General features: G+C 74.2%; 20 protein-coding genes and 1 riboswitch. Of the genes, 12 read left to right on the forward strand and 8 right to left on the reverse strand.

Annotated elements, in window-relative coordinates; genetic code table 11:
* The first annotated feature begins 185 nt into the window (after nucleotides 1-185).
* The 6 genes from OEB99_RS01585 to mnhG are packed head-to-tail and all read left to right on the forward strand — an operon-like array spanning nucleotide 186 to nucleotide 7,023.
* Nucleotides 186-3,302, forward strand: a complete 3,117-nt coding sequence (locus OEB99_RS01585) for a Na+/H+ antiporter subunit A (protein ID WP_263507884.1) — start codon at nucleotides 186-188, stop codon at nucleotides 3,300-3,302.
* Nucleotides 3,299-3,919 (forward strand): Na(+)/H(+) antiporter subunit C, encoded by a 621-nt coding sequence (locus OEB99_RS01590; protein ID WP_263507885.1) that lies wholly within the window; start codon nucleotides 3,299-3,301, stop codon nucleotides 3,917-3,919. The genes OEB99_RS01585 and OEB99_RS01590 overlap by 4 nt, the downstream gene beginning before the upstream one ends.
* On the forward strand, nucleotides 3,916-5,574 hold the full coding sequence (locus OEB99_RS01595; protein WP_263507886.1) for a Na+/H+ antiporter subunit D: 1,659 nt from the start codon (nucleotides 3,916-3,918) through the stop codon (nucleotides 5,572-5,574). The genes OEB99_RS01590 and OEB99_RS01595 overlap by 4 nt, the downstream gene beginning before the upstream one ends.
* Complete coding sequence (locus tag OEB99_RS01600) at nucleotides 5,571-6,122, forward strand: Na+/H+ antiporter subunit E (RefSeq protein WP_263507888.1); 552 nt, start codon at nucleotides 5,571-5,573, stop codon at nucleotides 6,120-6,122. Before OEB99_RS01595 ends, OEB99_RS01600 begins: the two co-directional genes overlap by 4 nt.
* Complete coding sequence (locus tag OEB99_RS01605; protein WP_263507889.1) at nucleotides 6,119-6,544, forward strand: MrpF/PhaF family protein; 426 nt, start codon at nucleotides 6,119-6,121, stop codon at nucleotides 6,542-6,544. The genes OEB99_RS01600 and OEB99_RS01605 overlap by 4 nt, the downstream gene beginning before the upstream one ends.
* On the forward strand, nucleotides 6,541-7,023 hold the full coding sequence (gene mnhG / locus OEB99_RS01610) for a monovalent cation/H(+) antiporter subunit G (RefSeq protein WP_263507891.1): 483 nt from the start codon (nucleotides 6,541-6,543) through the stop codon (nucleotides 7,021-7,023). The genes OEB99_RS01605 and mnhG overlap by 4 nt, the downstream gene beginning before the upstream one ends.
* 12 nt (nucleotides 7,024-7,035) lie before the next feature.
* On the opposite strand, the gene OEB99_RS01615 is transcribed toward mnhG, so the two are convergent.
* Both OEB99_RS01615 and OEB99_RS01620 read right to left on the reverse strand, forming a co-directional pair.
* The gene (locus OEB99_RS01615; RefSeq protein WP_263507893.1) at nucleotides 7,036-7,290 is read right to left on the reverse strand and encodes a DUF4235 domain-containing protein; all 255 of its coding nucleotides are present in this window, start codon (nucleotides 7,288-7,290) and stop codon (nucleotides 7,036-7,038) included.
* A gap of 83 nt (nucleotides 7,291-7,373) precedes the next feature.
* A complete protein-coding gene (locus OEB99_RS01620; protein WP_263507894.1) occupies nucleotides 7,374-7,814 on the reverse strand; it encodes a hypothetical protein in 441 nt (146 codons plus the stop codon).
* A gap of 65 nt (nucleotides 7,815-7,879) precedes the next feature.
* A riboswitch (TPP riboswitch) is annotated at nucleotides 7,880-8,001 on the forward strand.
* Nucleotides 8,002-8,067: 66 nt separating this feature from the next.
* On the opposite strand from OEB99_RS01620, the gene OEB99_RS01625 reads away from it, so the two are divergent.
* The 3 genes from OEB99_RS01625 to OEB99_RS01635 all read left to right on the forward strand — a co-directional run bounded on the left by OEB99_RS01625 (nucleotide 8,068) and on the right by OEB99_RS01635 (nucleotide 12,107).
* The gene (locus OEB99_RS01625; protein ID WP_263507895.1) at nucleotides 8,068-9,177 is read left to right on the forward strand and encodes a thiamine ABC transporter substrate-binding protein; all 1,110 of its coding nucleotides are present in this window, start codon (nucleotides 8,068-8,070) and stop codon (nucleotides 9,175-9,177) included.
* A 30-nt stretch (nucleotides 9,178-9,207) separates the two neighbouring features.
* A complete protein-coding gene (locus tag OEB99_RS01630; RefSeq protein WP_263507896.1) occupies nucleotides 9,208-10,923 on the forward strand; it encodes an ABC transporter permease in 1,716 nt (571 codons plus the stop codon).
* 89 nt (nucleotides 10,924-11,012) lie between these two features.
* Nucleotides 11,013-12,107 carry an ABC transporter ATP-binding protein gene (locus OEB99_RS01635; protein WP_263508275.1) on the forward strand — a complete coding sequence of 365 codons (1,095 nt, stop codon included), beginning with the start codon at nucleotides 11,013-11,015 and terminating at the stop codon, nucleotides 12,105-12,107.
* Between the two features lie 109 nt (nucleotides 12,108-12,216).
* Here OEB99_RS01635 and OEB99_RS01640 read toward each other — a convergent pair whose 3' ends face one another.
* From OEB99_RS01640 to OEB99_RS01660, 5 genes are all read right to left on the reverse strand, one after another.
* Nucleotides 12,217-13,323, reverse strand: a complete 1,107-nt coding sequence (locus OEB99_RS01640; protein ID WP_263507897.1) for a GNAT family N-acetyltransferase — start codon at nucleotides 13,321-13,323, stop codon at nucleotides 12,217-12,219.
* Nucleotides 13,324-13,401: 78 nt separating this feature from the next.
* Nucleotides 13,402-14,511, reverse strand: coding sequence for a GNAT family N-acetyltransferase (locus OEB99_RS01645; protein WP_263507898.1), 1,110 nt, complete (start codon nucleotides 14,509-14,511; stop codon nucleotides 13,402-13,404).
* A gap of 32 nt (nucleotides 14,512-14,543) precedes the next feature.
* Nucleotides 14,544-15,140, reverse strand: coding sequence for a YdeI/OmpD-associated family protein (locus OEB99_RS01650; protein ID WP_263507899.1), 597 nt, complete (start codon nucleotides 15,138-15,140; stop codon nucleotides 14,544-14,546).
* Nucleotides 15,141-15,189: 49 nt separating this feature from the next.
* Complete coding sequence (locus tag OEB99_RS01655; RefSeq protein ID WP_263507900.1) at nucleotides 15,190-16,989, reverse strand: NAD-binding protein; 1,800 nt, start codon at nucleotides 16,987-16,989, stop codon at nucleotides 15,190-15,192.
* Nucleotides 16,990-17,168: 179 nt separating this feature from the next.
* Entirely contained in the window at nucleotides 17,169-17,744 is a 576-nt protein-coding gene (locus OEB99_RS01660; RefSeq protein ID WP_263507901.1) for a TetR/AcrR family transcriptional regulator, read from the reverse strand.
* Nucleotides 17,745-17,811: 67 nt separating this feature from the next.
* On the opposite strand from OEB99_RS01660, the gene OEB99_RS01665 reads away from it, so the two are divergent.
* The 3 genes from OEB99_RS01665 to ilvD all read left to right on the forward strand — a co-directional run bounded on the left by OEB99_RS01665 (nucleotide 17,812) and on the right by ilvD (nucleotide 23,168).
* A complete protein-coding gene (locus OEB99_RS01665) occupies nucleotides 17,812-19,086 on the forward strand; it encodes an alpha-amylase family protein (protein WP_263507902.1) in 1,275 nt (424 codons plus the stop codon).
* Nucleotides 19,087-19,217: 131 nt separating this feature from the next.
* The gene (locus OEB99_RS01670; RefSeq protein ID WP_263507903.1) at nucleotides 19,218-21,104 is read left to right on the forward strand and encodes a penicillin-binding transpeptidase domain-containing protein; all 1,887 of its coding nucleotides are present in this window, start codon (nucleotides 19,218-19,220) and stop codon (nucleotides 21,102-21,104) included.
* 222 nt (nucleotides 21,105-21,326) lie between these two features.
* Complete coding sequence (ilvD, locus tag OEB99_RS01675) at nucleotides 21,327-23,168, forward strand: dihydroxy-acid dehydratase (protein WP_263507904.1); 1,842 nt, start codon at nucleotides 21,327-21,329, stop codon at nucleotides 23,166-23,168.
* A 171-nt stretch (nucleotides 23,169-23,339) separates the two neighbouring features.
* On the opposite strand, the gene OEB99_RS01680 is transcribed toward ilvD, so the two are convergent.
* Nucleotides 23,340-23,894: a PDDEXK family nuclease gene (locus OEB99_RS01680; RefSeq protein WP_263507905.1), complete on the reverse strand. Its 555-nt coding sequence runs from the start codon at nucleotides 23,892-23,894 to the stop codon at nucleotides 23,340-23,342.
* Nucleotides 23,895-24,523 lie beyond the last annotated feature (629 nt).

The following is a 24,523-nucleotide window of genomic DNA, read 5'->3' on the forward strand; positions in this document are numbered from 1 at the left end:
TCGCTGGCCGCGCGCGAGTTCGCTGGTCACACGCAGCGAACTCGGCGACATCCAGCGAACTCGGCGCGCGGGGCGGGGCCCGCACGGTCGCGCGCCCGTTCCCGCGCCCGCCGCGCCGGCCCCGGATAGGCTGATGCTCACCGCCCTCGCCCACGCCGGGTCCAGCCTCGACGGACGGAGCGGACATGCTGTTCCTGCTCGGCCTCCACCTGGTCGCCGCCCTCGCGGCGCCCTTGGCGGTGCGCCGGATGGGACGCAACGCGTTCCTGGTCCTGGCGGCCGCGCCTGCTGCCGCACTGGCCTGGGCCGTGGCCAACGCCGGTGGCATCGCGTCCGGCGCGGCGCCCGCCGAGCAGCTTGCCTGGGTGCCCCACCTCGGTCTGGACATCGAGACCCGGGTCGACACGCTGTCCTGGCTGATGGTCGTGCTGATCAGCGGGGTCGGCGTCGCGGTGCTCGTGTACTCCTCGCGCTACTTCGCGGCCGACGCCTCGGGACTGGGAAGGTTCGCCGGGCTGCTGGTCGCGTTCGCCGGTTCGATGCTCGGCCTGGTCACCTCCGACAACCTGCTCCTGCTGTACGTGTTCTGGGAGCTGACCACCGTCACGTCGTACCTGCTCATCGGGCACTACGCGGACCGTAAGTCGTCGCGCCGCGCGGCGATGCAGGCGATCATCATCACGACCACCGGTGGCCTGGCGATGCTGATCGGCATCCTGCTGATCGGCAACGTGACCGGCACCTACTCGATCTCCGCGATCCTGGCCGACCCGCCCACCGGCACCGTGATCACCGTCGCGGTCGCGTTGCTGCTGGTCGGCGCGGTGACCAAGTCCGCGCTCGTGCCGTTCCACTTCTGGCTGCCGGCCGCGATGGCCGCGCCGACCCCGGTGTCGGCCTACCTGCACGCCGCCGCGATGGTGAAGGCCGGTGTCTACCTCGTGGCGAGGTTCGCGCCCGCGTTCGCCGACCTGCCGGTGTGGCAGGTGACCGTCCTGGGACTGGGCAGCACGACGCTGCTGGTCGGCGGCTACCGCGCGCTGCGCCAGTACGACCTCAAGCTCGTCCTCGCGTTCGGCACCGTCAGCCAGCTCGGCCTGCTCGTGATCCTGGTGGGGTTCGGCACGCAGGCCGTGGCACTCGCCGGGATCGCGCTGCTCGGCGCGCACGCGATGTTCAAGTCCGCGCTGTTCCTGACCGTGGGCGTGGTCGACGCCGCGACCGGGACCCGCGACCTGCGCCGGCTGAGCGGCATCGCGCGCCAGCTCCCGGTCACCGCCGGTGCGGCGGCGCTCGCGGTCGCCTCGATGTGCGGTGTGCCGCCGTTCGCCGGCTACGTCGCCAAGGAGGCCGCGATCGAGGCACTGCGGCACGACTCGACCACCGCGGCGCGCGTGGCGCTCGTCGCGGTCGTGCTCGGTTCGGTGCTCACGGTGGCCTACGGGCTGCGGTTCTGGTGGGGAGCGTTCGGGACCAAGCGCGTCATGCCCGGCCAGGTCGCGCCCGCCGGCGCGGGGCCCGCGCTTCCCGCGGACGAGCCGGCCGCGACCGTGCAGCGCCGCCCCTCGGTCCTGCTGGTCGCGCCGGCGGCGACGCTCGCGGTGCTCGGTCTGGTCGCCGGGGTGCTGCCGGCCTCGGGCGAGCGCCTGCTCGGCCCGTACGCGGCGACGCTGTCCGGTGAGCCCGGCCACCTGGTGCTCTGGGGCGGCCTTGCCGGAGCGCTCATCACGCTGGTCGTGCTCGGCGTGGGCGCCCTGCTGTTCAGGTGGCGCGCGGGCGTCGAACGGTGGCAGGCGCGGTTCGTCGCGCCGGTCGACATGGACCGCTTCTACCGCCGGTCGATGCGACGGCTCGACGAGCTCGCCGCGGACGTCACCGCGGCCACCCAGCGAGGCTCCCTGCCCCTGTACCTCGGCACGATCCTGCTGGTGATGGTGGCGCTCGCGGACACCACGCTGACGCTCGGCACCTCGCTGCCGGGGGTGTCGCAGATCCGCCTCTGGGACTCCCCGGTGCAGGTGGTGGCCGGCGGGCTCGCCGTGGTCGCCGCCGTGCTCGCCGCGCGGTCGAGGCGCCGGCTCAAGGCGGTGGTGCTCGCCGGTGCGAGCGGGTTCGGCGTCGCGATGCTCTTCCTGCTGCACGGTGCACCCGACCTGGGCCTGACCCAGGTGCTCGTCGAGACCGTGACGCTGGTGGTGTTCGTGCTGGTGCTGCGGCGGCTGCCGCCGTACTTCTCGGTCCGGCCGTTGGCCGGCAGCCGCTGGGTGCGGATGGCGATCGGCGTCGCGGTCGGCCTCACGGTCGCGGTGCTCGCGCTGGTCATGCCCGCAGCGCGCAGCTTCGACCCGGTGTCGGTCGACTTCCCGACCGAGGCCTACGAGTTCGGCGGCGGCAAGAACGTCGTCAACGTGACCCTGGTCGACATCCGGGCCTGGGACACCATGGGCGAGATCGCGGTGCTGCTGGTCGCGGCCACCGGCGTCGCGTCGCTGATCTTCCTGCGGCGACGCTCGGGCGACCTCGAGCGGCCCGGCACGCACCGCCCGGGCGAGCCGCTCGAACGCACCGTCTGGCAGGTCGACAGCGACGCGATGGCGCCGCTGCGAGCCCGCGCGAAGGCTCGCTGGGAGGCGTCCGCGGCGGCGGGCGGTCCGGCCCGGCAGCACAGCGAGTGGCTGGCGGGCAGCCGCACGCTGCACCCGCAGCGCCGCAGCGTGATCATGGAGATCGCGACCCGCCTGCTCTTCCACACGATGGTCGTGGTCGCGATCTACCTGCTGTTCTCGGGCCACAACTCACCTGGCGGCGGGTTCGTCGCCGGCCTCGTGGTGGGCATCGCGCTCGCGGTCCGTTACCTCGCCGGGGGCCGGTACGAGCTCGGCGACGCCGCACCGGTGCACCCCGGCCTGCTGCTCGGCGCCGGGCTGTTCCTCTCGGCCGGCGTCGGGCTGGTGGCGCTGCTGTTCGGGCAGTCGGTGCTCGAGTCGACCATCTACGAGGTCGACGTGCCGGTGCTCGGCCACATCAAGCTCGTCACGTCGCTGTTCTTCGACATCGGGGTCTTCGGCGTGGTCGTCGGGCTCGTGCTCGACGTGCTGCGCAGTCTCGGTGCGCAGATCGACCGGCACGCCGAGGGGCAGCTCGACGACGAGCCCGACGGCCCCGACCCGGACGACGACGGGCCCGACGGCACGGGCCCGGACGATGACCAGGGCGCCGAGCAGGCGGACGACCGTGCCGCGCACCCGGACGCCGGCGGGTCCGCAAGCGCCGCACGACCCGACGAGGCGGTGCGGCGATGACCAACGCCCCGAGCCTCACCCTGGTGATCGTGGTCGCCGCGCTCATCGCGGTCGGCGTGTACCTGATGCTCGAGCGCAGCCTGACCCGCGTGCTGATCGGTCTGATCATCGCGGGCAACGGCGTGAACCTGCTGCTGCTGTCGGCCGGCGGCGCGGCCGGCGGGCCGCCGATCGTCGGGATGACCCCCGAGAGCGAGATGGCCGACCCGCTGCCCCAGGCGCTCGTGCTGACCGCGATCGTCATCTCGCTCGGCATGAGCGCGTTCCTGCTCGCCATGGCCTACCGGTCCTGGCAGCTCAACGCGCACGACGAGGTGCAGGACGACCTCGAGGACCGCCGGGTCGCCCGCCGCGCCGCGCTCGACCGCGCGGCCTACGCGGACGTCGACGCCGGTCCGGTCTCGCTCGACGAGGCCGCCGCCGAGGTGCGCGACGAGACCGCCGACGTCGGTGACGCACCGGGCAGCGACCAGACGGGCAGCGACCAGACGAGCGCCGACCAGACGAGCGCCGAACCGAAGGGCGCCGACCCGACGGGCCCCGACCCGACGGGCCCCGACCCGACGGGCCCCGACCCGACGGGCCCCGACCCGACCGGCGAGCGGGGTGCGCCGTGACCGAGTCGCTCGCCTGGCTGATCCCGCTGCCCGTGGTGCTGCCGCTGTCCGCCGCGGGGCTCGCGCTCGCGCTGTGGCGGCACGGCAGGGCGCAGGGCGTGATCAGCGTCGTCGCGCTGTCCTTGTCCCTGATCGCGTCACTCACGCTGCTGTTCGCCGCCGACTCCGGGCCGCTGGTCGTGGACATCGGCAGCTGGGGCGCACCGGTCGGCATCAACCTGGTCGCGGACCGCGTCTCGACCCTGATGCTCACGGTCTCCTTCGCCGTGACCCTCGCGGTGCTGGTGTACTCCCTCGCACAGGGCGTCGAGGACGACGACGCCGAGACCCCGGTCGCGATCTTCCACCCCACCTACCTGGTGCTGACCGCGGGGGTGGCCGACGCGTTCCTGTCCGGCGACCTGTTCAACATCTTCGTCGCGTTCGAGGTGCTGCTCGCCGCGTCCTACGTGCTCATCACGCTCGGCGGGACCCGCGAGCGGATCCGTGCGGGCACGATCTACGTGGTCGTCTCGCTGCTCTCCTCGCTGCTGTTCCTCACCGCGATCGCGATCGTCTACGCCGCGACCGGAACGCTCAACCTCGCCCAGCTCGCGTTGCGGATCCCCGAGCTGAGCTCCGGGGTGCAGCTCGTGCTCCAGGTGATGCTGCTGCTCGCGTTCTCGATCAAGGCCGCGATCTTCCCGCTGTCCGCATGGCTGCCGGACTCGTACCCGACCGCGCCCGCCCCGGTCACCGCCGTGTTCGCCGGCCTGCTCACCAAGGTCGGCATCTACGCGATCATCCGGACCCAGACCCTGCTGTTCCCGGGCGGGCGGCTGGACGACCTGCTCATGGTCGCCGCCCTGGCCACGATGGTCGTCGGGATCCTCGGCGCGGTCGCGCAGAACGACATCAAGCGTCTGGTGTCCTTCACGCTGGTCAGCCACATCGGCTTCATGCTGTTCGGGATCTCGCTGTCCAGCGAGGCCGGCCTCGGCGCGGCGATCTTCTACGTCACCCACCACATCACCGTGCAGACCGCGCTGTTCCTCGTGGTGGGCCTGGTCGAGCGCCGCGGTGGCAGCACGTCGCTGGACGACCTCGGCGGCCTGGCGAAGGTCGCCCCGCTCCTCGCCGCGCTGTTCTTCATCCCGGCGATGAACCTCGCGGGCATCCCGCCGTTCTCCGGGTTCCTCGGCAAGGTCGGGCTGCTCGAGGCCGGGGTGCGGGACGGCCGGCCGCTCGCGCTCGTGCTCGTGGTCGGCGGTGTGCTGACCTCGCTGCTCACCCTGTACGCGCTGGTCAAGGCGTGGAACAAGGCCTTCTGGCAGCCCGTGCCGGAGACCGTCCGCCCGGTCCGGCTGCCGCGCCGGATGGTCGGCTCGGCGGGCTTCCTCGTCGCGTTCGGACTGGCGATCACGGTGTTCGCCGGACCGCTGTACGGGTACACCGAGCGCGCTGCCGCTCTGCTGCACGACCGCGGCGTCTACGTCCTCGCGGTGCTGCCGGACGGGCAGCGCGGCGAGGGCGAGTCGGCCGACTTCTCGGACGACGCGGACGCCGCCGAGCAGGCCCAGACCGACCAGGAGGTCGACCGGCTCGTCGAGCAGGACGTCCAGCAGGACCAGATCGACCGCGAGGCCGCCACCGGGACCCCGGGAGGTGAGCCGTGAGCCTGCACCCCCGCCGACGCGGTGTCGGCGCGCACATCCTCGCGGTCGCCTGGCTCGCGGGGGTGTGGGTCGCGCTCTGGGGCGGCCTGTCGGTGGCCAACGTGCTCGCCGGGGTCGTGATCGGCGTGCTGGTCGTCCGGGTGCTGCCGATGCCCTCGATCGACTTCCACGGACGGGTGCGCCCGATCGGCCTGCTGCGACTCGTGCGGCACTTCGTCGTGGACCTCGTGGTCGCGAGCCTGCAGGTCGCCTGGATCGCCCTGTCCGGCCGCCGGCCGCGGTCGGCCGTGATCCGGGTCCGGCTGCGCTCGCACTCCGACCTGTACCTCACGCTCACCGCGCAGCTCTGCTCGCTGATCCCCGGCTCCGTGGTGGTCGAGGCGCTGCGCACCGACGGCGTGCTCTACGTGCACCTGCTCGACGTGGCCGACGCCGACCTGGCCGTCGCGCACGCCGACGTGCTGGGCATCGAGGAGCGCGTGCTGCGGGCGCTCGCGTCGGACGAGGAGCTGGCCGAGGCCGGGCTCGACCGGGAGGGACGCCGATGACCGCCGTCGTGGTGCTCTGCGGGCTGCTGCTCACCGCGGCGGCGGTGATGACGCTGGTCCGGATCGAGCGCGGGCCGTCGATGCTGGACCGCACGATTGGGCTGGACACGCTGACCGCGGTCGTGGTCGGCGCGGTCGCCGTGCACGCCGCGTGGACCGGCCGGACCGACACGGTGCCGGTGCTCGTCGCGCTGTCGCTGGTCGGGTTCGTCGGGTCGGTGGCGATCGCGCGGTTCGCCGCCGTCGAGCCCGAGGGCGAGGGCCGGGTGCTGAGCCCCGAGGAGGTCGCCGAGCTCGAGACCGAGCGCCTCGCCGACGAGGAGCAGGAGCTGCGCGCGGTCGACGACGAGCACCACGGCGGCGGTGACGAGGCGGAGATCCGACGGGTCGACCTCGGCGACGACGAGGAGGCCGGGCGATGACGACGGTGCTCGACGTGCTCGCCGCGATCTGCCTGATCGCGGGATCGGTGCTGGCGTTCGCCGCCGGGCTCGGGCTGCTGCGGTTCCCCGACCTCCTGGCCCGGTCGCACGCGGCCACGAAGCCGCAGGTGCTCGGCCTGCTGCTGATGCTGCTCGGGCTCGGGCTGCGCCTGCGCGACGGGCCGGCGGGCTGGATGCTCGTGCTGGTCGCGCTGTTCCAGATGGTCACCGCGCCGGTCGCCGCGCACATGGTGACCCGGGCCGGCTACCGCACCGGCAAGGTCGAGCCGGGCAGCCTCGTCGTGGACGAGCTCACCGACGACCTCGCGGCCGCGGCCGACGAGCACGAGTCGCTGCCGGACGCGGCGCGGGGGTCAGAGGCGCGCGAGGCAGAACGCTCGACCGGGACGATCGAGCAGGCGGAGCGTCGCCGCGAGGGGGGCGCGGCGAGCAGTGAGACTCGGCGCCGCGAGGAGTGACGGTGGCGGCGATCAGCGCATCAGGCGCTTGGCACCGCGCGTCGCCGACGCGCGGAACAGGCCGACCAGCGCGCCGGAGATGGCGGCCGCGGCAGCGATCTCGGCGAACCGGATGTCGTCGTCATCGGCGTCCGCCTTGGGCGGCGTGTGGCCGAGGGCCTTGGTCCACAGCTGGTCGATGAGCTTGCCGGCCAGCCACGCCGCGGCGGCCGCAGCCACCAGCCCGACGATCTTGGCGATCTTCGACTCGGTCTGCTCGTCCGCCACGGGTCCTCCTCGGTCGGTCCGTCCGTGCGGCTCCACGCTAGCCAAGCCGCGCGGGTCCCGCAGCAGGGTTGATCAGTGCCCGCTCACTCGGGCGAGACCCACAGCCACACGCCCCGGCCGACCTGCTCCGCCGCGGTGACCACGCCCACGATCTTCAGCACCATCGGCAGCGGGTCGTCCGCCCGGGGGTCGCGCTCGGACGAGGTGGCCCAGCGGGACGCGACCTCGCCCGGCAGGTCGGGGTCGTCGACCCGGCCCAGCTCGCCCAGGACCTCCACCAGGAACGGGGGGAGCTGGAACAGCAGCTCGTGATCGAGGTCGACCTCGTGCGGCTCGAGGTCACCACGGCCCCAGCGCACCGCGCGGGCCGCCTCCTCGCCGAGCAGCTCGAGGTCCAGGGCATCGATGTCCGGCAGCTCGACGTGCGGTGTGTCCGACTGCGGGGGCTGGTTCTCGTCGAGGGCGTCGGCCCTGGCCAGCGCCCCGGCGTGGGTTGCGACGAACAGCTGAGCCCGCCGTGCCATCTGATGCTCCCCGATCTGTCAGCGCAGCGACGCAGCTGCGGCATCTCCGAGGCTAGTAGGCTGACGGCGAACGACAGGGGAGCGTCGTCCGGCGAGCCGGGCACCAAGACGCTGAGAGTGCGGGTGACCGCAGACCCTCGAACCTGATCCGGGTGATACCGGCGTAGGGAGTCGGGAATCTCAGGCGTCGTGACGTCGCGCGCGGGCGCGGTGCCACGACGCCCCCCTCTTCGCAGACGAGGAGGAGACACGCATGTCCATCGAACGATCCACTGCACGCCCCGCGGTGCGCCGCCGGGTGCGCCGCGCCGGTGCGCTCGCCGTCGCAGCCGCGGCAGCCGTCGCGCTCGCCGGCTGCTCGCTCACCGCGGGTGACACCGGCGCCGACGGCGCCGCGAGCGGGAGCGCCTCGGGCACCGTGGTGCTCGTCACCCACGACTCGTTCGCCCTGCCCGACGACCTGATCGCACAGTTCGAGGCCGACACCGGGCTCACGCTCGAGCAGCGCGCCCCCGGCGACGCCGGGACCCTGGTCAACCAGCTCGTGCTGACCAAGGACGACCCGATCGGCGACGTCGTGTTCGGCATCGACAACACCTTCGCGAGCCGCGCGATCGACGCGGGCGTGCTCACGCCGTACAGCCCGGAGCTGCCGGCCGGGGCCGACCAGTACCTGGTGGACGACCAGGGGTCGCTGACCCCGATCGACGTCGGCGACGTGTGCGTCAACGCCGACCTCACCTGGTTCGACGACCACGGCCTGGCAGTGCCGCAGACCCTCGACGACCTGGCCGACCCGGCGTACGCCGACCTGCTCACCGTGGAGAACCCGGCGTCGTCGTCGCCCGGCCTCGCGTGGCTGCTCGCGACGATCGGCGCCAAGGGTGAGGACGGCTGGCAGGCGTACTGGCAGTCCCTCGTGGACAACGGCGTGAGCGTCGCTGCGTCCTGGTCGGACGCGTACTACGTGGACTTCTCCGGCCCGTCGTCCGAGGGCGAGCGCCCGCTCGTCGTCTCCTACGCGTCCTCCCCGCCGTACGAGGTGCCCGAGGGCTCCGACACCGCGCCGACCGCAGCGCTGCTGGACACCTGCTTCCGCCAGGTCGAGTACGCCGGCGTGATCGCCGGTGCGGCCAACCCCGAGGGCGCGCAGGAGGTCGTCGACTGGCTGCTCTCGCCCGAGGTGCAGGCCGCGATCCCGGAGAGCATGTACGTCTACCCCGTGGACTCCGGCGTCGCACTGCCCGACTCGTGGGCGCAGTTCGCGCCGCTGGCGACCGCGCCCTTCACCGTCGACCCGGCCCGGGTCGCCGAGATGCGGGACACCTGGATCCAGGACTGGACCGCCCTCGTGGTCGGCTGACCCGACGCCGGGTTCGAGGAGGACATCGCGATGAGCGCCGCCGCATGGCCCGGCCTCGCCGCACGCCTGCCCGGACGGGTGCGTCCCGGCCGGGTGGCGCTGTGGCTGCTGGCCGCGGCCGTGCCGCTGGCGTTCCTCACGCTGTTCTTCGCCCTGCCCGTCGCGGGGCTCGTGGCACGAGGGTTCGTCACGGACGGTGCCCTCGACCTGTCCGCGTTCGCGGACGTGATGACCCGGCCCCGGACCTGGCGGATCATCGGCCTGACGGTCGCGCAGGGCGTGGTCGGCACCACCGTGGCGGTGCTGCTCGGCGTGCCCGGCGCGCACCTGCTGTACCGGACCCGGTTCCGCGGGCGCGGCCTGGTGCGCGCGCTCGTCGCGGTGCCGTTCGTGCTGCCGACCGTGGTGGTCGGCGTCGCCTTCCGGTCGGTGCTGGCCGACTCCGGGCCGCTGGGGTTCCTGGGCTGGGACGGCACGTTCGCGGGCGTCGTCATGGCGCTGGTGTTCTTCAACTACACCGTCGTGGTGCGCACCGTCGGGGCGTTCTGGTCCGGGCTGGACCCGCGCGCCGAGCAGGCCGCCCGGGCGTTGGGTGCCTCGCCGGTGCGGGCGTTCTGGTCGGTGACCCTGCCCGCGCTCGCACCGGGCATCGCGTCGGCGGCCTCGATCGTGTTCCTGTTCTGCGCGACCGCGTTCGGCGTGGTCCTGGTGCTCGGCGGGGTCGGCTACGGGACGGTCGAGACCGAGATCTGGATCCAGACCACGCAGTTCCTCGACCTGCGGGCGGCCGCGGTGCTGTCCGTCGTACAGCTCGTCGTGGTCACCCTCGCGCTCGCGGTCGCGGGCCGGGCCAGGCGGCGGCGCGAGCAGGCGCTCACCCGGGTGCCGGACGGCGGTCGCCCGCTCGCGCTGCGCGGCGCCGACGCACGGACCTCGGACCGGTGGGCGGTCGCGGTGACCGCGGTGGTCGGCGTGGTGCTGCTCGGGCTGCCGATGGTGACCCTCGTGCTCCGGTCGCTGCACACCAGGGACGGCTGGGGGCCGGGGAACTACGTCGCGCTCGGCCACGAGGGGTTCGGGCTCGGCGCGAGCGGCTGGGAGGCCGCAGCGATGTCCGTCCGGGTCGCCGTCGACGCGACGCTGATCGCGGTCGTGGTCGCCGGGCTGGTGGCCCTCGTCGCGTCCCGGCGACCCAGGTCGCGGGGTCGGCGACGTGCGGTCGGTGCGCTCGACGCGGTGATCATGCTCCCGCTCGGGGTCTCCGCGGTGACGGTGGGCTTCGGCATGCTCGTCACCCTGGACCGGCCGTTCGGCCTCGACGTCGACCTGCGGACCTGGCCGCTGCTGCTACCGATCGCGCAGGCCGTGGTCGCGGTGCCGCTCGTGGTGCGTACCGTGCTGCCCGTGCTGCGCGCGATCGACACCCGGCTGCACGAGGCCGCCGCCGTGCTCGGGGCCTCGCCCGGCCGCGTGCTGCGGCACGTCGACTGGCCGGTCGCGGCCCGCTCGCTCGGGCTCGCGGTGGGGCTGGCGTTCGCGGTCAGCCTCGGCGAGTTCGGGGCGACGACGTTCCTGGTCCGACCCGAGAGCCCGACCCTGCCCGTGCTGATCTACCGGCTGATCGGCCGGCCGGGTGCCGACAACCTGGGCACGGCGCTGGCCGCGTCGGTGCTGCTCGCCACGATCACCGCCGTCGTGATGGCGCTGGCCGAGCGGCTGCGCGGCGAGACCGGGGGTGACGTGTGAGCGCGGCGGGCGGCACCGCGAGGGCCGGTGGGCGCTCGGCCGCAGGCCCGGCGGAGGGCTCCGGCGGAGCGGCGGGCGGCGGCCTCGCCGTGCGCGACCTCGTGGTGCTCTACCGCGACGACGACGGCTCGGTCGCGACCGCGGTGGACGGCCTGGACCTGGACGTGTCCCGCGGTGAGGTCGTCGCGCTGCTCGGCCCCTCCGGTTCGGGGAAGTCGAGCCTGCTGCGGGCGGTCGCCGGGCTCGAGCCGGCCGCCGAGGGGCGGATCGCCTGGGACGGTGAGGACCTCGCCGGCGTGCCCACGCACCGGCGCGGGTTCGGACTGATGTTCCAGGACGGGCAGCTGTTCGCGCACCGCGACGTGGCCGGCAACGTCGCGTTCGGGCTGCAGATGCAGCACGTCCCCGCCGCGGAGCGGGCCGCCCGGGTGACCGGGCTGCTGGACCTGGTGGGCCTGGCCGGGTTCGAGCGCCGCGCGGTGCCCACCCTGTCCGGTGGCGAGCGCCAGCGCGTGGCGCTCGCCCGTTCCCTCGCCCCGCGACCTCGGCTCCTGCTGCTCGACGAGCCGCTGTCCGCGCTGGACCGCGCCCTGCGCGAACGGCTCGCCGACGACGTGCGGGCCGCCCTGGTCGCGACCGGCACCACGGCACTGTTCGTCACGCACGACCACGACGAGGCGTTCGCGGTCGCCGACCGGATCGCGGTGATGGACGCCGGGCGCCTGCTCCAGGTCGACACCCCGGCGAGGCTGTGGAACGCGCCGGCGAACCGCCGGGTCGCCGAGTTCCTCGGCTACGAGGCGTTCGTCGCGGCGGACGCGCCGGTGGCGGCCGTGCTCCTCGGCGCCGCGGCCGGGGGGAGCGCGGCCACGGAGAGCGCCGACGTGGCCGGGTCGTCGGCCCGCGGATCCCGACCGCCGTCGACCGACGCTGCCGCGCACGGCGCCCTGCTCGCCCTCGGTCCGGGTTCGCTCGAGGTGGCCCCCGACGGCCCGCTCTCGGGTTCGGTGCGCACGGCCGGGTTCCGCCGCGGGGTCGTCGAGCTGACGGTCGACGTCGACGGCCTCGGCGAGATCACCGTGGTCGAACGCTCGGGCGGCCGCACCGGCGCCGCCGACCTCCCGGAGGTCGGGTCGACCCTGCGCCTGCGCCCCGTCCCCGGCGCTGTCGCCACCGTCGGCTGACCCCACACCCCCAGACCGACGCCGAGTTCGCTGGTCGTGGCCGAGTTCGCTGGTCAGAGCCAGCGAACTCGCGGACCGCCAGCGAACTCGCGGGGGTGACGGGGGTGGGTCAGCGGGCGACCTTCTGCCACATGCCGTGGACGCCGTGCGGGCGGAAGCCGAGCGCGACGTTGATCGCGAGCATGTGCGCGTTCTCCTCGGCGTTCGAGGTACGCAGCCGGCGGGCCAGCGGGGCGTCGTCGCCGAGCAGTCGCAGCATCTCGGCCTTCACGAGCATGCCGAGCCGGTGCCCGCGGTGCTCGGCCAGCACGATCGTGTACCCCTGCTCGACCGCCTCCGGGACCGCCTCGTTCGTGGAGACCGTGGTCAGGCCGACCAGGCGGCCGCTCGCTTCGTGCAGCGCACCCACGATGCGGATGCGGCGACCGGCCGTGCGCGCCTGCAGCTCGTGCTGGCGCACCCGCTCGGCCGTCCACCGGTCCTCGCGGAGGTCGAGGCCCGCGGTCGGGGCATCCGAGCCGGCGTGCGTGAGGAGCAGCGCGACATCGTCGACCATCTCGTCGGGGGTGTCGCCGACCCACGCCACCGGGCGGTACGCGTCGCCGGCCGCGGTCAGCGCGCCGGCGTGCAGCGGGTCGAGCACCTCGGGCCGGACCGGGATCCGCAGGATCGACAGCCGCTCACCCTGCTCGAGCCGGTACCCGGCACGGAGGGCGAACCGGGCGGCGGCGTCGCTCGCCCGGATCCGCCCGGCACCGGTGGGCGGCACGAGCGCATCGGCGTCGTGCGTGGGCGCCTCGCGTGCGTGCGCCGTCGCCAGCAGGAACGTGGTGCGGCCGTCGGCCCGGGCGATCGCCTCGACCTCGCCGAGCAGCCGCCGACCCAGCCCCTCCCGCCTGCGCTCGGGGCGGACCCACACGTCGAGCCACGCCAGGTGCGCGTTGTCGCCCCGCGGCATCATCATCGCGGCGAACCCGTCCACCGCCCCGGGGTCGCCGACCCCCTCGGGCGGGGTCGCCACCAGGTAGTGGTGCTCGGCGAACGAACGGTCGAGCAGCCGCCCCAGCGCGGAGGCCGCACGGTAGGTGTGGTCCTCGTGCCCCCAGAGCGCGCGCTCGCACCGTCGGCTGGCCAGCTCGAGCCCGTGGAGCGCCCAGGCGTCGGCATGGTCCAGCGACGGCGGCGTGGCGGCGTGCGTCACGGTCCACGGGGCCATGGGAGCACCGTGCCCGATCATGGGCGCCGTGTCACGGGGGCCGGGACGATCGCGCTCGCCCGGTCCACGCCCACGGAGTCAGTCCAGGCGCTTCTGCCAGAGTCCGATGACGCCCTCGGGGCGGAAGCCGAGCGCGACGTTGATCGCGAGCATGTAGGCGTTCTCCTCGGCGTTCCAGGTGTGCACGCGGCGGGCGCGTGGCGCCAGGTCGGCCAGGAACCGGAGCATCTCGGCCTTGACGAGCATGCCGAGCCGGTGGCCCCGGTGCTCGGGCAGGACGATCGTGTCGCCCTGGTCGAGCGACTCCGGCGCGTCCGGTGCACGCTCGACGACGGTCATCGCCGCGAGGGTCCCGGTGCCCACGTGCACCGCACCGACCGTGGCCAGGCCGCGACCGGCCTCGGCGGCGAGCCGCTCGTAGGTCCGGACCCGGTCGGCCGTCCACGGCTCCTCACGGATGTCCAGGTCGGCCGAGGGCGCGTCGGTGCTCATCCGGGTGAACAGCACGGCCAGGCCGTCGACGAGCTCGTCCGGGGCTCGCTCCGTCCACCGCACGAGGCGGTAGTCGTCGCCCGCGGCGCGCGCTGCCTCCGCGTGCAGGCCGTCGAGCAGGCCGTCCGGCAGCGGCAGGCGCAGCACCGAGTACCGCTCGCCCTGGCCGAGCTCGTAGCCGTGCCGTTGCGCGAACCTGGCCAGCGGGTCCTCGGCCCGGATCCGCCCCGCCCCGGTGGGCGGGACCAGAGCCGTCGTGTCGTCCGCGGCGGCCTCGCCGGCGTGCTCGGTCGGGGCGAGCAGCGTGCGCCGCCCCGCGGCCACCGCGACGTCCTCGGCGGTGGCGAGCAGCAGCGTGCCCAGGCCCTGACCGCGCTGATCCGGGTGGACCCAGACCTCGATCTCGGCGAGGTGCGCGTTGCCCCGGATCGGCATCAGCGCGAAGCCGAATCCCGCGACCGCAGAGGGGTCGCCGACGCCCTCGGCCGGGGTCACCACGAAGTAGCTTCGCCGCGTGTACGTCTGGTCGCGCAGTCGCGCGGCGGCGCTCGCGGCACGGTAGACGGTGTCCTCATGACCCCACGCGGACCGCACGCACGCGCGCGACACGGCCTCGATGCCGTGCAGCGCCCACGCGTCGGGGTGGTCGAGGCTCTCCGGGGCGGTCGCCTCGGTGACGGTCCAGGTGGTCGTCATGTGCCCACGGTGCCCGAGGGCGCCGACAGGTGTCACCGCATTTCCGGCCGCGCCTTCTGCGGGTAGGGAGTGCGCCCCTCGGCGAGGTCGGCGACGAACGCTGCGAGCCGCCGCGCGCGGGTCTCGGGGCGCTTGGCGTCCTGGAGCCGGTAGCAGATCGCGAACCGGTTGGTCCGGGTGAGCACGTCCCACCAGGCCTGGGCGCGGGGCTCGGCCGCGAGCGCGTCGAGCAGGTCCTGCGGAGGCGCCGTGGCGGCCGAGCCGCCGTACGCGCGCTCCCATCGCCCGTCGGCCTTCGCGGCCGAGACCTGGGCGAGGCCGGCCGGTTGCATCCGGCCCTCCCGCTCCAGCCGGGCGACGCGCTCGACGTTGCGCTGCGACCACGGGCTGCGCGCCCGGCGCGGGGTGAACCGGATCGCCATGGTCTCGGCGTCGCGGGTGCGCAGCTGGCCGTCGATCCAGCCCTGGGCGATCGCCTCGTCCACCGCGTCCTCGTAGCCGAGCCGGGTGGTGGTGCCGCCCTTCTTGGTCAGCACCAGCCAGACGCCGGGCGAGTCGGCGCCGTGCCGGTCCAGCCAGTCCCGCCACGCCGCCGCATCCGGCAGGAGCAGCTCGATCAGCTCGGCCAACGGTGTCTCCGTTCGTGCGGTTCGGGTGCAGCTCGAGTCCGGTTCGCGCTCAGTCGCCCCCGGCCGGTGCGGACAGCGCGTCCTGCCGGAGCAGCGCGAGGAGCTCCTCGTGCGGGCCGACCACGAAAGCCTCGTCCCCGGCGAGCAGCGTCGTCCAGCGCCGCACCGCACGGTGCGCGGCCTGCTCGCGCCGGTGCCTGACGTAGAGCACCCGGCTGCGCCCGGTGACCGCGTCGAGCCGCACACCGTCGAGGCCGCCGCCGGGCGTCACCTGCACGCGAGCGTGCAGCAGCGGCACGTCGCCGGCGTAGAACGTCCCGAGCACCTCCAGACCCAGGGCAGCGCCGACGAACCAGGGCGCGGCGAGCTCGTCGGTCGAGCGGACGTGGGTGAACCCGAACGCCTGCCGCACCGTGGCCGCGAGCCGCTTGTCGAACAGGCGCAGCGCGATCGTGATGTCCTCGCGGCCGCCGAGCAGGTCACGCACCGCGAGCGCGACCTCGAGGTTCGTGAGGTCGTCGGCGGTCAGCACGGCCACCGCCCTGGCCCGGTCGAGGTTGACCAGGTCGAGGGTCCCGGCGAGTGTCGCGTCGCCGCTGATCACGCGGGCGCCGAGCGCCCGGGCCTGGGCCAGGTAGCGGTTGTCGTCGTCGCGCTCGAGCACCACCACCGGCGTCCCGGTCGCCGCGACGGACTCCACGACGCTCACGCCCACCGAGCCGAGGCCGACCACGACGACGTGGCCGCGGAGCCCGGTGACCCGGCCGTGGCCGAGCGACTCCTCCAGACGGCGGGACACCAGCAGGTTCGTGAGCAGCGCGTAGGTGAGGGCCGCGAGGACCGCGCCGCTGAGCATGAGCACCACGGCGAACAGCCGCAGCCACCAGGGCTGCTCGCGGAAGTTGAAGTCGCCGTACCCGATCGTGCCCACGGTCTCGGCGGTGAAGTACACCGCGTCGAGCAGCGACATCCTGCTGCCGTCGGACTCCCGGTAGCCGACCAGCAGCAGCACCACGGCGAGCCCGCTGAGCACGATCAGCGCACCCACCGCGCGGCGGAGCCGGGAGTCGGTCGCACGCCGCACCGCGGTCAGCCACCGGCGCACGGCGCCGGCGGGCCCGGGCTCGTCGTCCTCGGACCCCCGGTGCCGGGCACCCGCGACGGGCTCCGGGGCCGCGGGCGCGGGCGGCACGACCTCGTCCCAGACGTCGGCCGGGCCGACCAGGGTCACCTCCTCGCCCTCGGTGACCTCGAGGTCGCGGCCCGGGCAGATGATCGGCTGTGCCGACTCGTCGCCGCGCTGCACCGACAGTGGCGTGAGGACCTCGCCGAACAGGTCGCGCAGCATGCCGTCGCGCGGCGCGGGCACCGTCCGCACCTGGACCACCTCGTCGGCGATCCGCAGGCCGTGCCCCTGCTCACCGAGGCAGGACTCGACGATGGTCGGCGACGCGATGCTCGCAACGTCGAGCACGAGCACGCCCGCATCGGCCTGCACTGCGCGGGCCACGGCGGGGTTGCGGATCTGGGCGATGACCGTCATGTCGGGGCGGAGCCGGCGGCACAGCAGCGCGGTCTCGAGTGCGCCGAGGTCGGAGGAGGAGAGGCAGACCACGGCGCGGGCGTCCCGCAGGCCCGCGGCGTCGAGCGCGGGGCCGGCGCCGTCCACGTGCGGGACCACCTCGGCGCCCAGCGCGGTCGCCGCCTGCACCGCGCCGGGGCGGGCGCCGTCGTCGATCGCCACGACCTCCACGCCGAGCGCGACCAGGTGCTCGACCACGCGGAGTCCGAGGCCCTCGAGCCCGTGCACGATCACGTGCCCGGACTGCTCGTCGTGGGCAGCGGCCATGACGGCATGATCTCGCGCTCCGCGGGGCGGCGGGAGGGTTGCCGCGCGGCGGGAGGGTCGTGCCGCAGCGGGAAGGCCGTGCTGCGACGGGGGGTTGCCACGCGTCGGGGGGTGCGCAGCGCCACGTCCGGGCCAGCACCGGGCCAGGCGGGCCCCGTGCCCGCAGCGGTGCGGCGGGCTCAGCCGCCCCAGTCGCCGAGGGCGCCCTGCAGGGCGCCGAGCGTCGCCTCGACCAGATGCCCGCGCTCGTCGTCCGGGCAGCCGCGGCTCGCCCAGGTCCGGACCGCGGCCTCGACGAAGCCGGGCCACGCCTCGAGTGCGTAGTCGTGACGCTGCCAGTGCGCCGGGACGAGCGCTCGCAGCCGCGCGGTCTGCGCCTGCCGGGCGGTCGCGACCTCGGCCACGGACGGGGCGGGGAAGGAGTCGGGCTCGAGCCACCACCGCGCACCGGACGTCGCGTCGTCGGCCAGCACCTCCAGCAGCGCGCGCACCCGATCGCGCACGGGTGCCCCGGCCGGGATCGCCGCGACGGCTGCGTCCTGCCGCGTGGCGAGGTCGGCGGCCCAGCCGCGCACGACGGCGGCGTGCAGGTCCGCCTTGGTGGGGAAGTAGCGGAAGACCAGGGGTTCGGACACGCCGGCCAGGGCGGCGACGTCGGCGACCGAGGCGTCCGCGTAGCTCGTCGTGGCGAAGACCTCGCCGGCCGCCGCCAGCAGCGCGGCGCGGCGCTCGTCGGGCGACATCCGGGTGGGCACCTTGCGAGGCTAGCCGAACTGAGTCAGACTCAGCAAAGTAAGTGAGTCGGACTCAGCAAGGAGTGGCATGAGCATGGTCGGTGGCGGGACCCGCGATGACCTGTGGTGGCACGTCTACCCGCTCGGTGCGGTCGGCGCGCCGATCCGCGAGCGGCAGGGTGACGACGCGACCGGTGGGGTCGTGCACCGGCTGGACCGGCTGACGCCCTGGGTCGAACGGGCGGCCGGGCTCGGGCTGACCGGCCTCCAGCTCGGGCCCGTGTTCGCCAGCAGCACGCACGGTTACGACACGGTCGACCACGACACGGTCGATCCGCGGCTCGGCGACCGGGCTGACCTCGAGCGGCTGTTCGCGCACGCGCACGGGCTCGGGCTGCGCGTGATGCTGGACGGGGTGTTCAACCACGTCGGCGCCGAGCACCCGCTGTTCCGCCAGGCGCTGGCCGAGGGCCCCGGGTCGAGCGCCGCGCGGCTGTTCCGGATCGACTGGTCGGCACCCGGAGGGCCGCGCGCCGCGACCTTCGAGGGCCACGACCGGCTCGTGACGCTCAACCACGACGAGCCCGCGGTGGCCGACCTCGTCGCCGGGGTCATGACCCGGTGGCTCGACGCGGGCGCGGACGCGTGGCGGCTGGACGCCGCCTACGCCGTGCCGCCGGAGTTCTGGTCGCGGGTGCTGCCGCGGGTCCGGTCCGCGCACCCCGACGTGACCGTCATCGGTGAGGTGATCCACGGCGACTACGTCGACCTGGTCGCGCGCAGCGGTCTGGACGGCGTCACGCAGTACGAGCTGTGGAAGGCGGTCTGGAGCTCGCTGACCGACCGCAACCTGTTCGAGCTCGCCTGGGCGCTGAAGCGGCACACCGGGTTCGTCGAGCACTTCCGGCCGATGACCTTCGTGGGGAACCACGACGTCACCCGGATCGCCTCGCGGGTCGGGGACCGCGGCGCCGTGCTCGCGCTGGCCGTGCTCATGACGGTCGGCGGGTCGCCGTCGGTGTACTACGGCGACGAGGACGCGTACCGCGGCGTCAAGGAGGAGCGGCTCGGCGGCGACGACGCCGTGCGACCGGTGCTGCCGGCATCCCCTGCGGAGCTCTCCGCGCTCGGTGCCTGGATGGTCGAGGCGACCCGGACCCTCGTCGGGCTGCGCCGCCGGCACCCCTGGCTCGCCGACGCGCGCACCGAGGTGGTCGCGACCGCCAACGAGCAGCTCACCTACCGCTCGGTCGGTGTCGGCGCCGACCACGGGCGCACCCTCACCGTGGAGCTCGACCTCATGGCAGGTGGCGGCGACGGCGCGGCTCGGATCACCGGCGAAGGAGAGTCGCTCAGCGTCTGAGCCGCGCGCGGGCCGCGGCGTGGCAGGCTCGGGGCACCGACCGCGCGACGACAGGGGGCATCACGGTGCGTAGGGGGCACAGGGCGGGTCGGCGCACGCGCGCCGGCCGGGCGCGCCGGGTGATCGGGGCGGTGGCCGTGCTGACCGTGCTCGTCGGGCTGACCGGCTGCACGAACGAACGGCCGGGACCGGAGGCCGCCGCGCGGGCGCTTGCCTCGGCCCTCGCCTCCGGCGACTTCTCGAGGGTCGTCTTCGACGAGCCAGACGCGGCGGACACCGCGACCGCGCGGCGCGATGCGGCGTACGCGGGGCTCGCGCCGCACGAGCCGCAGGTCACCGTCGGCGACATCACCGTGGACCCCGAGGACGAGGACGCCGCCGCCGTCGCGCTGACGTTCAGCTGGGACCTCGGCGCGGGCGAGCCCTGGGAGTACGCCGTGCGTGCGCAGCTGGCCCGCGGGGCCGAGGGAGACCCGGACACCTGGCGGGCGACCTGGGCCTCCGCACTGCTGGCGCCCGAGCTCACCGACGCCGAGAGCCTGGTGAGCGAGCGGGTCGGGGCCGAGCGAGGTGAGGTGCTCGGCGCAGGTGGCGTGACGCTGATCGTGAACCGGCCGGTCTACCGGATCGGCATCGACAAGACCCTCGGTGACGAGGCGGCCCAGCAGGAGGGGGCGCGCGCGCTCGCGACGGCGCTCGGGATGGACCCCGACGCGTTCGCCGCGCGGGTGGCGGAGGCCGGGCCGAAGGCCTTCGTCGAGGCGATCGTCGTGCGCGTGGACGACGCCGACTACGACGTCACCGCCCTGACCGCCTCGCCCACGGTTCGCGCGCTGGACGATTCCGTCCCGCTCGCCCCCACCCGGGCCTTCGCCCGCCAGGTCCTCGGCGTGGTGGGCCCGGCGACTGCCGAGATCGTCGACGACTCCGACGGCGCCGTGGTCGCCGGCGACCTCGCCGGGCTCAGCGGTCTGGTGCGCCAGTACGACGCGCGCCTGCGCAGCACCCCGGGCCTGGTCGTGTCGGCCACGGCCGAGGGGTCCGATGCGAGCCGTGAGCTGTTCTCGACCGATCCTGTGGCGGGCGCCGCGCTGCACACGACGCTCGACGTCGGCCTGCAGACCGAAGCCGATGCGCTGCTCGCCGACGTCGGCCCGGCGAGCGCGATCGTCGCGGTGCAGCCCTCGACCGGCGACGTGCTCGCGGTCGCGTCCGGTCCGGGCGGCGACGGCATGTCCACCGCGACGCTGGGGCAGTACGCGCCCGGCTCGACCTTCAAGGTGGTGAGCTCGCTCGCGCTGCTGCGGTCGGGGGCCACGGCCGACACCGACGTCCCGTGCACGCCGACGATCACCGTCGACGGTCGCGAGTTCGCCAACTTCCCCGACTACCCGTCGAGCGCGCTCGGCACCGTCCCGCTGCGGACGGCGTTCGCCAACTCGTGCAACACGGCCTTCATCTCCCAGCGGGACGCCGCTCCGGCGCAGGCCCTGGTCGACGCGGCCGGCTCGCTCGGCTGGGACGGCGACGGCGACCGGGGCTTCGCGGCCTTCCTCGGCTCGGTGCCCTCGGACTCCACGGGCACGGACCACGCCGCGACGATGATCGGACAGGGCTGGGTGCTGGCGTCGCCGCTCGGGATGGCGACCGTGGCCGCGTCGGTCGCGGCCGGGCACACGGTGGTTCCGCGGGTCGTGACCGACGACGACCTCGGGATCGACGCCACGTCCGCCGCGGCACCGTTGACCGAGACGGAGGCTGCCACGCTCCACGAGCTGATGCGCGGCGTGGTGACCGACGGCGGCGCGACGTTCCTGCTCGACGTGCCCGGCGCCGAGGTCGCCGCCAAGACCGGCACGGCCGAGTTCGAGACCGACGGCGAGGTGCGCAACCACGCGTGGATGATCGCGGTCCAGGGCGATCTCGCGGTGGCCGTCTTCGTCGACGAGGGCGAGTACGGGTCGACCACTGCCGGGCCGCTGCTCGAGGCGTTCCTACGGGCTGCGAACGGCGGGTAGCGGCCGGGTGCGGTGCCCGCCCGGCCGAGCGAACCGGATCGACGTCGCCGCCGGTCGCGCGGGCTCGGTGGGGTGCGGGTCGTCTCGCGCAGCGACCCCTCCGGAAGGCGTGGATGGCCTGCGGCGTTAGCCTGGGGGTACCGCGACATCCGGTCGCCACATGCCGCCCCGGCGGGCACCCGCCGCACGGCTCGGCGTCGACGCACGTCCACCGAGGTCCCCATGCCCGAGCTCCGTTCCCGTACCACCACCCACGGCCGCAACATGGCCGGTGCACGCGCCCTGTGGCGCGCGACCGGCCTGACCAACGACGACTTCGGCAAGCCGATGGTCGCGATCGCGAACTCGTACACGCAGTTCGTACCCGGCCACGTCCACCTCAAGGACATGGGCGACCTGGTCGCGGGCGCGGTCAAGGAGGCCGGCGGGATCGCACGGGAGTTCAACACGATCGCCGTGGACGACGGCATCGCGATGGGCCACCACGGGATGCTCTACTCGCTGCCGAGCCGCGAGGTCATCGCCGACGCGGTCGAGTTCATGGCCAACGCGCACCAGGCCGACGCCCTGGTCTGCATCTCCAACTGCGACAAGATCACGCCCGGCATGCTGCTCGCCGCGCTGCGGCTGAACATCCCGACCGTGTTCGTCTCCGGTGGTGCGATGGAGGCCGGGCGCGTCGTGGTCGGCGACGACGGCAAGGTCCAGTCCCGGCTCGACCTGATCGACGCGATGTACAAGGCGGTCGACAAGAACGTCTCCGACGCCGAGATCACCACGATCGAGGAGAACGCCTGTCCGACCTGCGGGTCGTGCTCCGGCATGTTCACCGCGAACTCGATGAACTGCCTGCTCGAGGTGGTCGGGCTCGCGCTGCCCGGCAACGGCTCGACGCTGGCCACCGCGTCGCGGCGGCGCGACCTGTTCCTGGACGCCGGGCGCACCGTCGTCGAGCTCGCGAACCGCTGGTACCGGGACGACGACGCGTCGGTGCTGCCCCGGTCCATCGTGACGAAGGAGTCGCTGTCCAACGCGATGCGCGTGGACATCGCGATGGGCGGGTCGACCAACACGATCCTGCACCTGCTGGCCGCGGCGCAGGAGGGCCAGATCGACTTCGACCAGGACGACATCGACCAGCTGTCCCGGGTGACTCCGTGCATCTGCAAGGTCGCGCCGAACTCGCACCGCTTCTACATGGAGGACGTGCACCGCGCCGGCGGGATCCCCGCGATCATGGGCGAGCTGGACCGCGCCGGGATGATGGACGACTCCGTGCACGCGGTCCACTCCCCCGACTTGCGCACCTGGCTGGACGAGTGGGACATCCGCGGCACGCGGCCCACCGAGAAGGCGATCGAGCTCTACCACGCGGCGCCCGGCGGGGTCCGGACCACGCAGGCGTTCAGCTCGACCAACGTGTGGGAGTCACTGGACACCGACGCCGAGGGCGGCTGCATCCGCTCGGTGGAGCACGCGTACACGGCCGACGGCGGGCTCGCGGTGCTCACCGGGAACCTCGCGCCGGACGGCTGCATCGTGAAGACCGCCGGTGTGCCGGAGCACCAGTGGACCTTCCGCGGGCCGGCGAAGGTCGCCGAGTCCCAGGAGGAGGCCGTCGACATGATCCTCGGCGGGAAGATCGTCGAGGGCGACGTCGTGGTGGTCCGCTACGAGGGCCCCAAGGGCGGTCCGGGCATGCAGGAGATGCTGTACCCGACCTCCTACCTCAAGGGTGTGGGCCTCGGCCCGAAGTGCGCGCTGATCACCGACGGCCGGTTCTCCGGCGGGTCGAGCGGTCTGAGCGTCGGGCACGTGTCGCCCGAGGCTGCGTCCGGCGGTGCCATCGGCCTGGTCGAGGACGGCGACCTGATCGAGTTCTCGATCCCCGAGCGTCGGGTGAGCCTGCTGGTGGACGACGACGTGCTGGCCCGGCGTCGGGCCGAGCGGGACGTGATCGGCTGGCAGCCGCGAGAGCGTAAGCGCGAGGTCTCCGCCGCCCTGCGGATCTTCGCCGCGTTCGCCCAGTCCGCGGACAAGGGAGCGGCCCGCAAGGTGCCGTGACCGGGCCCCGCCGCAGGGTGCGGTCGCCGGTCGCCGACGAGGTGGTTCCCGACGTGTCCGCCGCGCCGAGCCAGGGGCTTTGCGCCGAGCCAGGGGTTGCCTGGCGTCTTGCTCGGCACGGAACCCCTGGTTCGGCCCTCGGCGAGGGCGCAGGCGTGCGGGTGAGCGCGATCAGGTGAGCAGGAGATGGGGTCGCGGGGTCAGGGCGTAGGCCGCGGCGGGTGGCGCAAGGGTCAGCACGTCGGCTACCAGGCGACCCGGTTCGCGCAGCTCGGCGGCCGTCACCCTGATCACGTGCACACCGGCGCGCTGGATCGCACGCTCGCGGCGACGTTCGGCGAGCAGTGCGTCCCGGACGGCTTCCCCGGCGCCGTACTTCGCGATGCCGTCGTACTCGACCGCGATCCGCCACTGCTCCCAGCCGAGGTCGGACCACACCGGTCCGGTGTCGGTGTCGATCCGCATCTGAGTCAGCGGCCGTGGCAGGCCGGCGGCGAGCACGGCGTGTCGGGCGGACGACTCACCGGGCGACTCGGCCCCCGCGTCGGCGTGATCGAGGACCTCACGAGCCTTGCGGATGCCGCGACGCCCGCCCATGCGGCTGAGCAGGAGTGCTGCCTCGTCGCGTTCCAGACCCCGCCGGAGCGCAGCGTCGGCCAGGATCAGCCCGGACCGGGGGTCGACCGACATGAGGCAGTCGACCACGGTGCGTGGGAGGGAGGTCACGCTGCGACCGTCGAGAGTCGTGACGTCCTCGGGGGCGACGGCGTGGAGGTGGTGCGCCACGTCGCCGGCCGGTCGCGCGCCTGCCGGTGCACGCCGGATGACATGCACCCGGGGATCGCGGGTCGTCATCGGCAGACCCCAGAGCAAGGCGGCGGACTGGTGAGAGATCGTGTGCGGCCCAGTCAGCTGCCGATCCACCGCGACGATCCTCGCGAGAGCCGAGGCGCGGGCCGCCTCCCAGGGGTCGGCCGGCGCCGCGTTCGAGTAGGTGCCGCGCCGGACTCGCTGCCACTGGCCCTCGTGTGATGCGGCCCGCGAGCTCGCCCCCGGCAGCTCGCGCGCTAGCCGAACCGAGGGAGGAACGACAGTCGCGGGTTCGTCGAAACCGGGTCTGCGCGCCATGGCGCTGATCCTGACTCCGCCGAGATCTCCGCGAGGACGACGCCCCCGGAGTCTGTGGACGCCGCCGGCCGATCCCGAAGTGTGGGCGATCACGCACCACCACGTTCCGCCAGCGACGCGCTGAGGTAGGGGCTTCGGGTCGAGACACACGCCAGCACCCCCCTGTCTCGACGCGGAGCGCCTGTCTCGACGCGGAGCGCCTGTCTCGACGCGGAGCACCTGTCGCA

It is taken from the genome of Actinotalea endophytica, assembly GCF_025717005.1.
In the GTDB taxonomy this organism is placed as follows: Bacteria; Actinomycetota; Actinomycetes; order Actinomycetales; family Cellulomonadaceae; genus Actinotalea.

What these genes read in the sequence shown, in the direction of transcription:
- OEB99_RS01585 (WP_263507884.1), top strand. Translation starts at nt 186, where the DNA reads ATGCTGTTCCTGCTCGGCCTCCACCTGGTCGCCGCCCTCGCGGCGCCC.
- OEB99_RS01590 (WP_263507885.1), top strand. Translation starts at nt 3,299, where the DNA reads ATGACCAACGCCCCGAGCCTCACCCTGGTGATCGTGGTCGCCGCGCTC.
- OEB99_RS01605 (WP_263507889.1), top strand. Translation starts at nt 6,119, where the DNA reads ATGACCGCCGTCGTGGTGCTCTGCGGGCTGCTGCTCACCGCGGCGGCG.
- mnhG (WP_263507891.1), top strand. Translation starts at nt 6,541, where the DNA reads ATGACGACGGTGCTCGACGTGCTCGCCGCGATCTGCCTGATCGCGGGA.
- OEB99_RS01620 (WP_263507894.1), bottom strand. Translation starts at nt 7,814, where the DNA reads ATGGCACGGCGGGCTCAGCTGTTCGTCGCAACCCACGCCGGGGCGCTG.
- OEB99_RS01625 (WP_263507895.1), top strand. Translation starts at nt 8,068, where the DNA reads ATGTCCATCGAACGATCCACTGCACGCCCCGCGGTGCGCCGCCGGGTG.
- OEB99_RS01630 (WP_263507896.1), top strand. Translation starts at nt 9,208, where the DNA reads ATGAGCGCCGCCGCATGGCCCGGCCTCGCCGCACGCCTGCCCGGACGG.
- OEB99_RS01640 (WP_263507897.1), bottom strand. Translation starts at nt 13,323, where the DNA reads ATGGCCCCGTGGACCGTGACGCACGCCGCCACGCCGCCGTCGCTGGAC.
- OEB99_RS01645 (WP_263507898.1), bottom strand. Translation starts at nt 14,511, where the DNA reads ATGACGACCACCTGGACCGTCACCGAGGCGACCGCCCCGGAGAGCCTC.
- OEB99_RS01655 (WP_263507900.1), bottom strand. Translation starts at nt 16,989, where the DNA reads ATGGCCGCTGCCCACGACGAGCAGTCCGGGCACGTGATCGTGCACGGG.
- OEB99_RS01665 (WP_263507902.1), top strand. Translation starts at nt 17,812, where the DNA reads ATGAGCATGGTCGGTGGCGGGACCCGCGATGACCTGTGGTGGCACGTC.
- ilvD (WP_263507904.1), top strand. Translation starts at nt 21,327, where the DNA reads ATGCCCGAGCTCCGTTCCCGTACCACCACCCACGGCCGCAACATGGCC.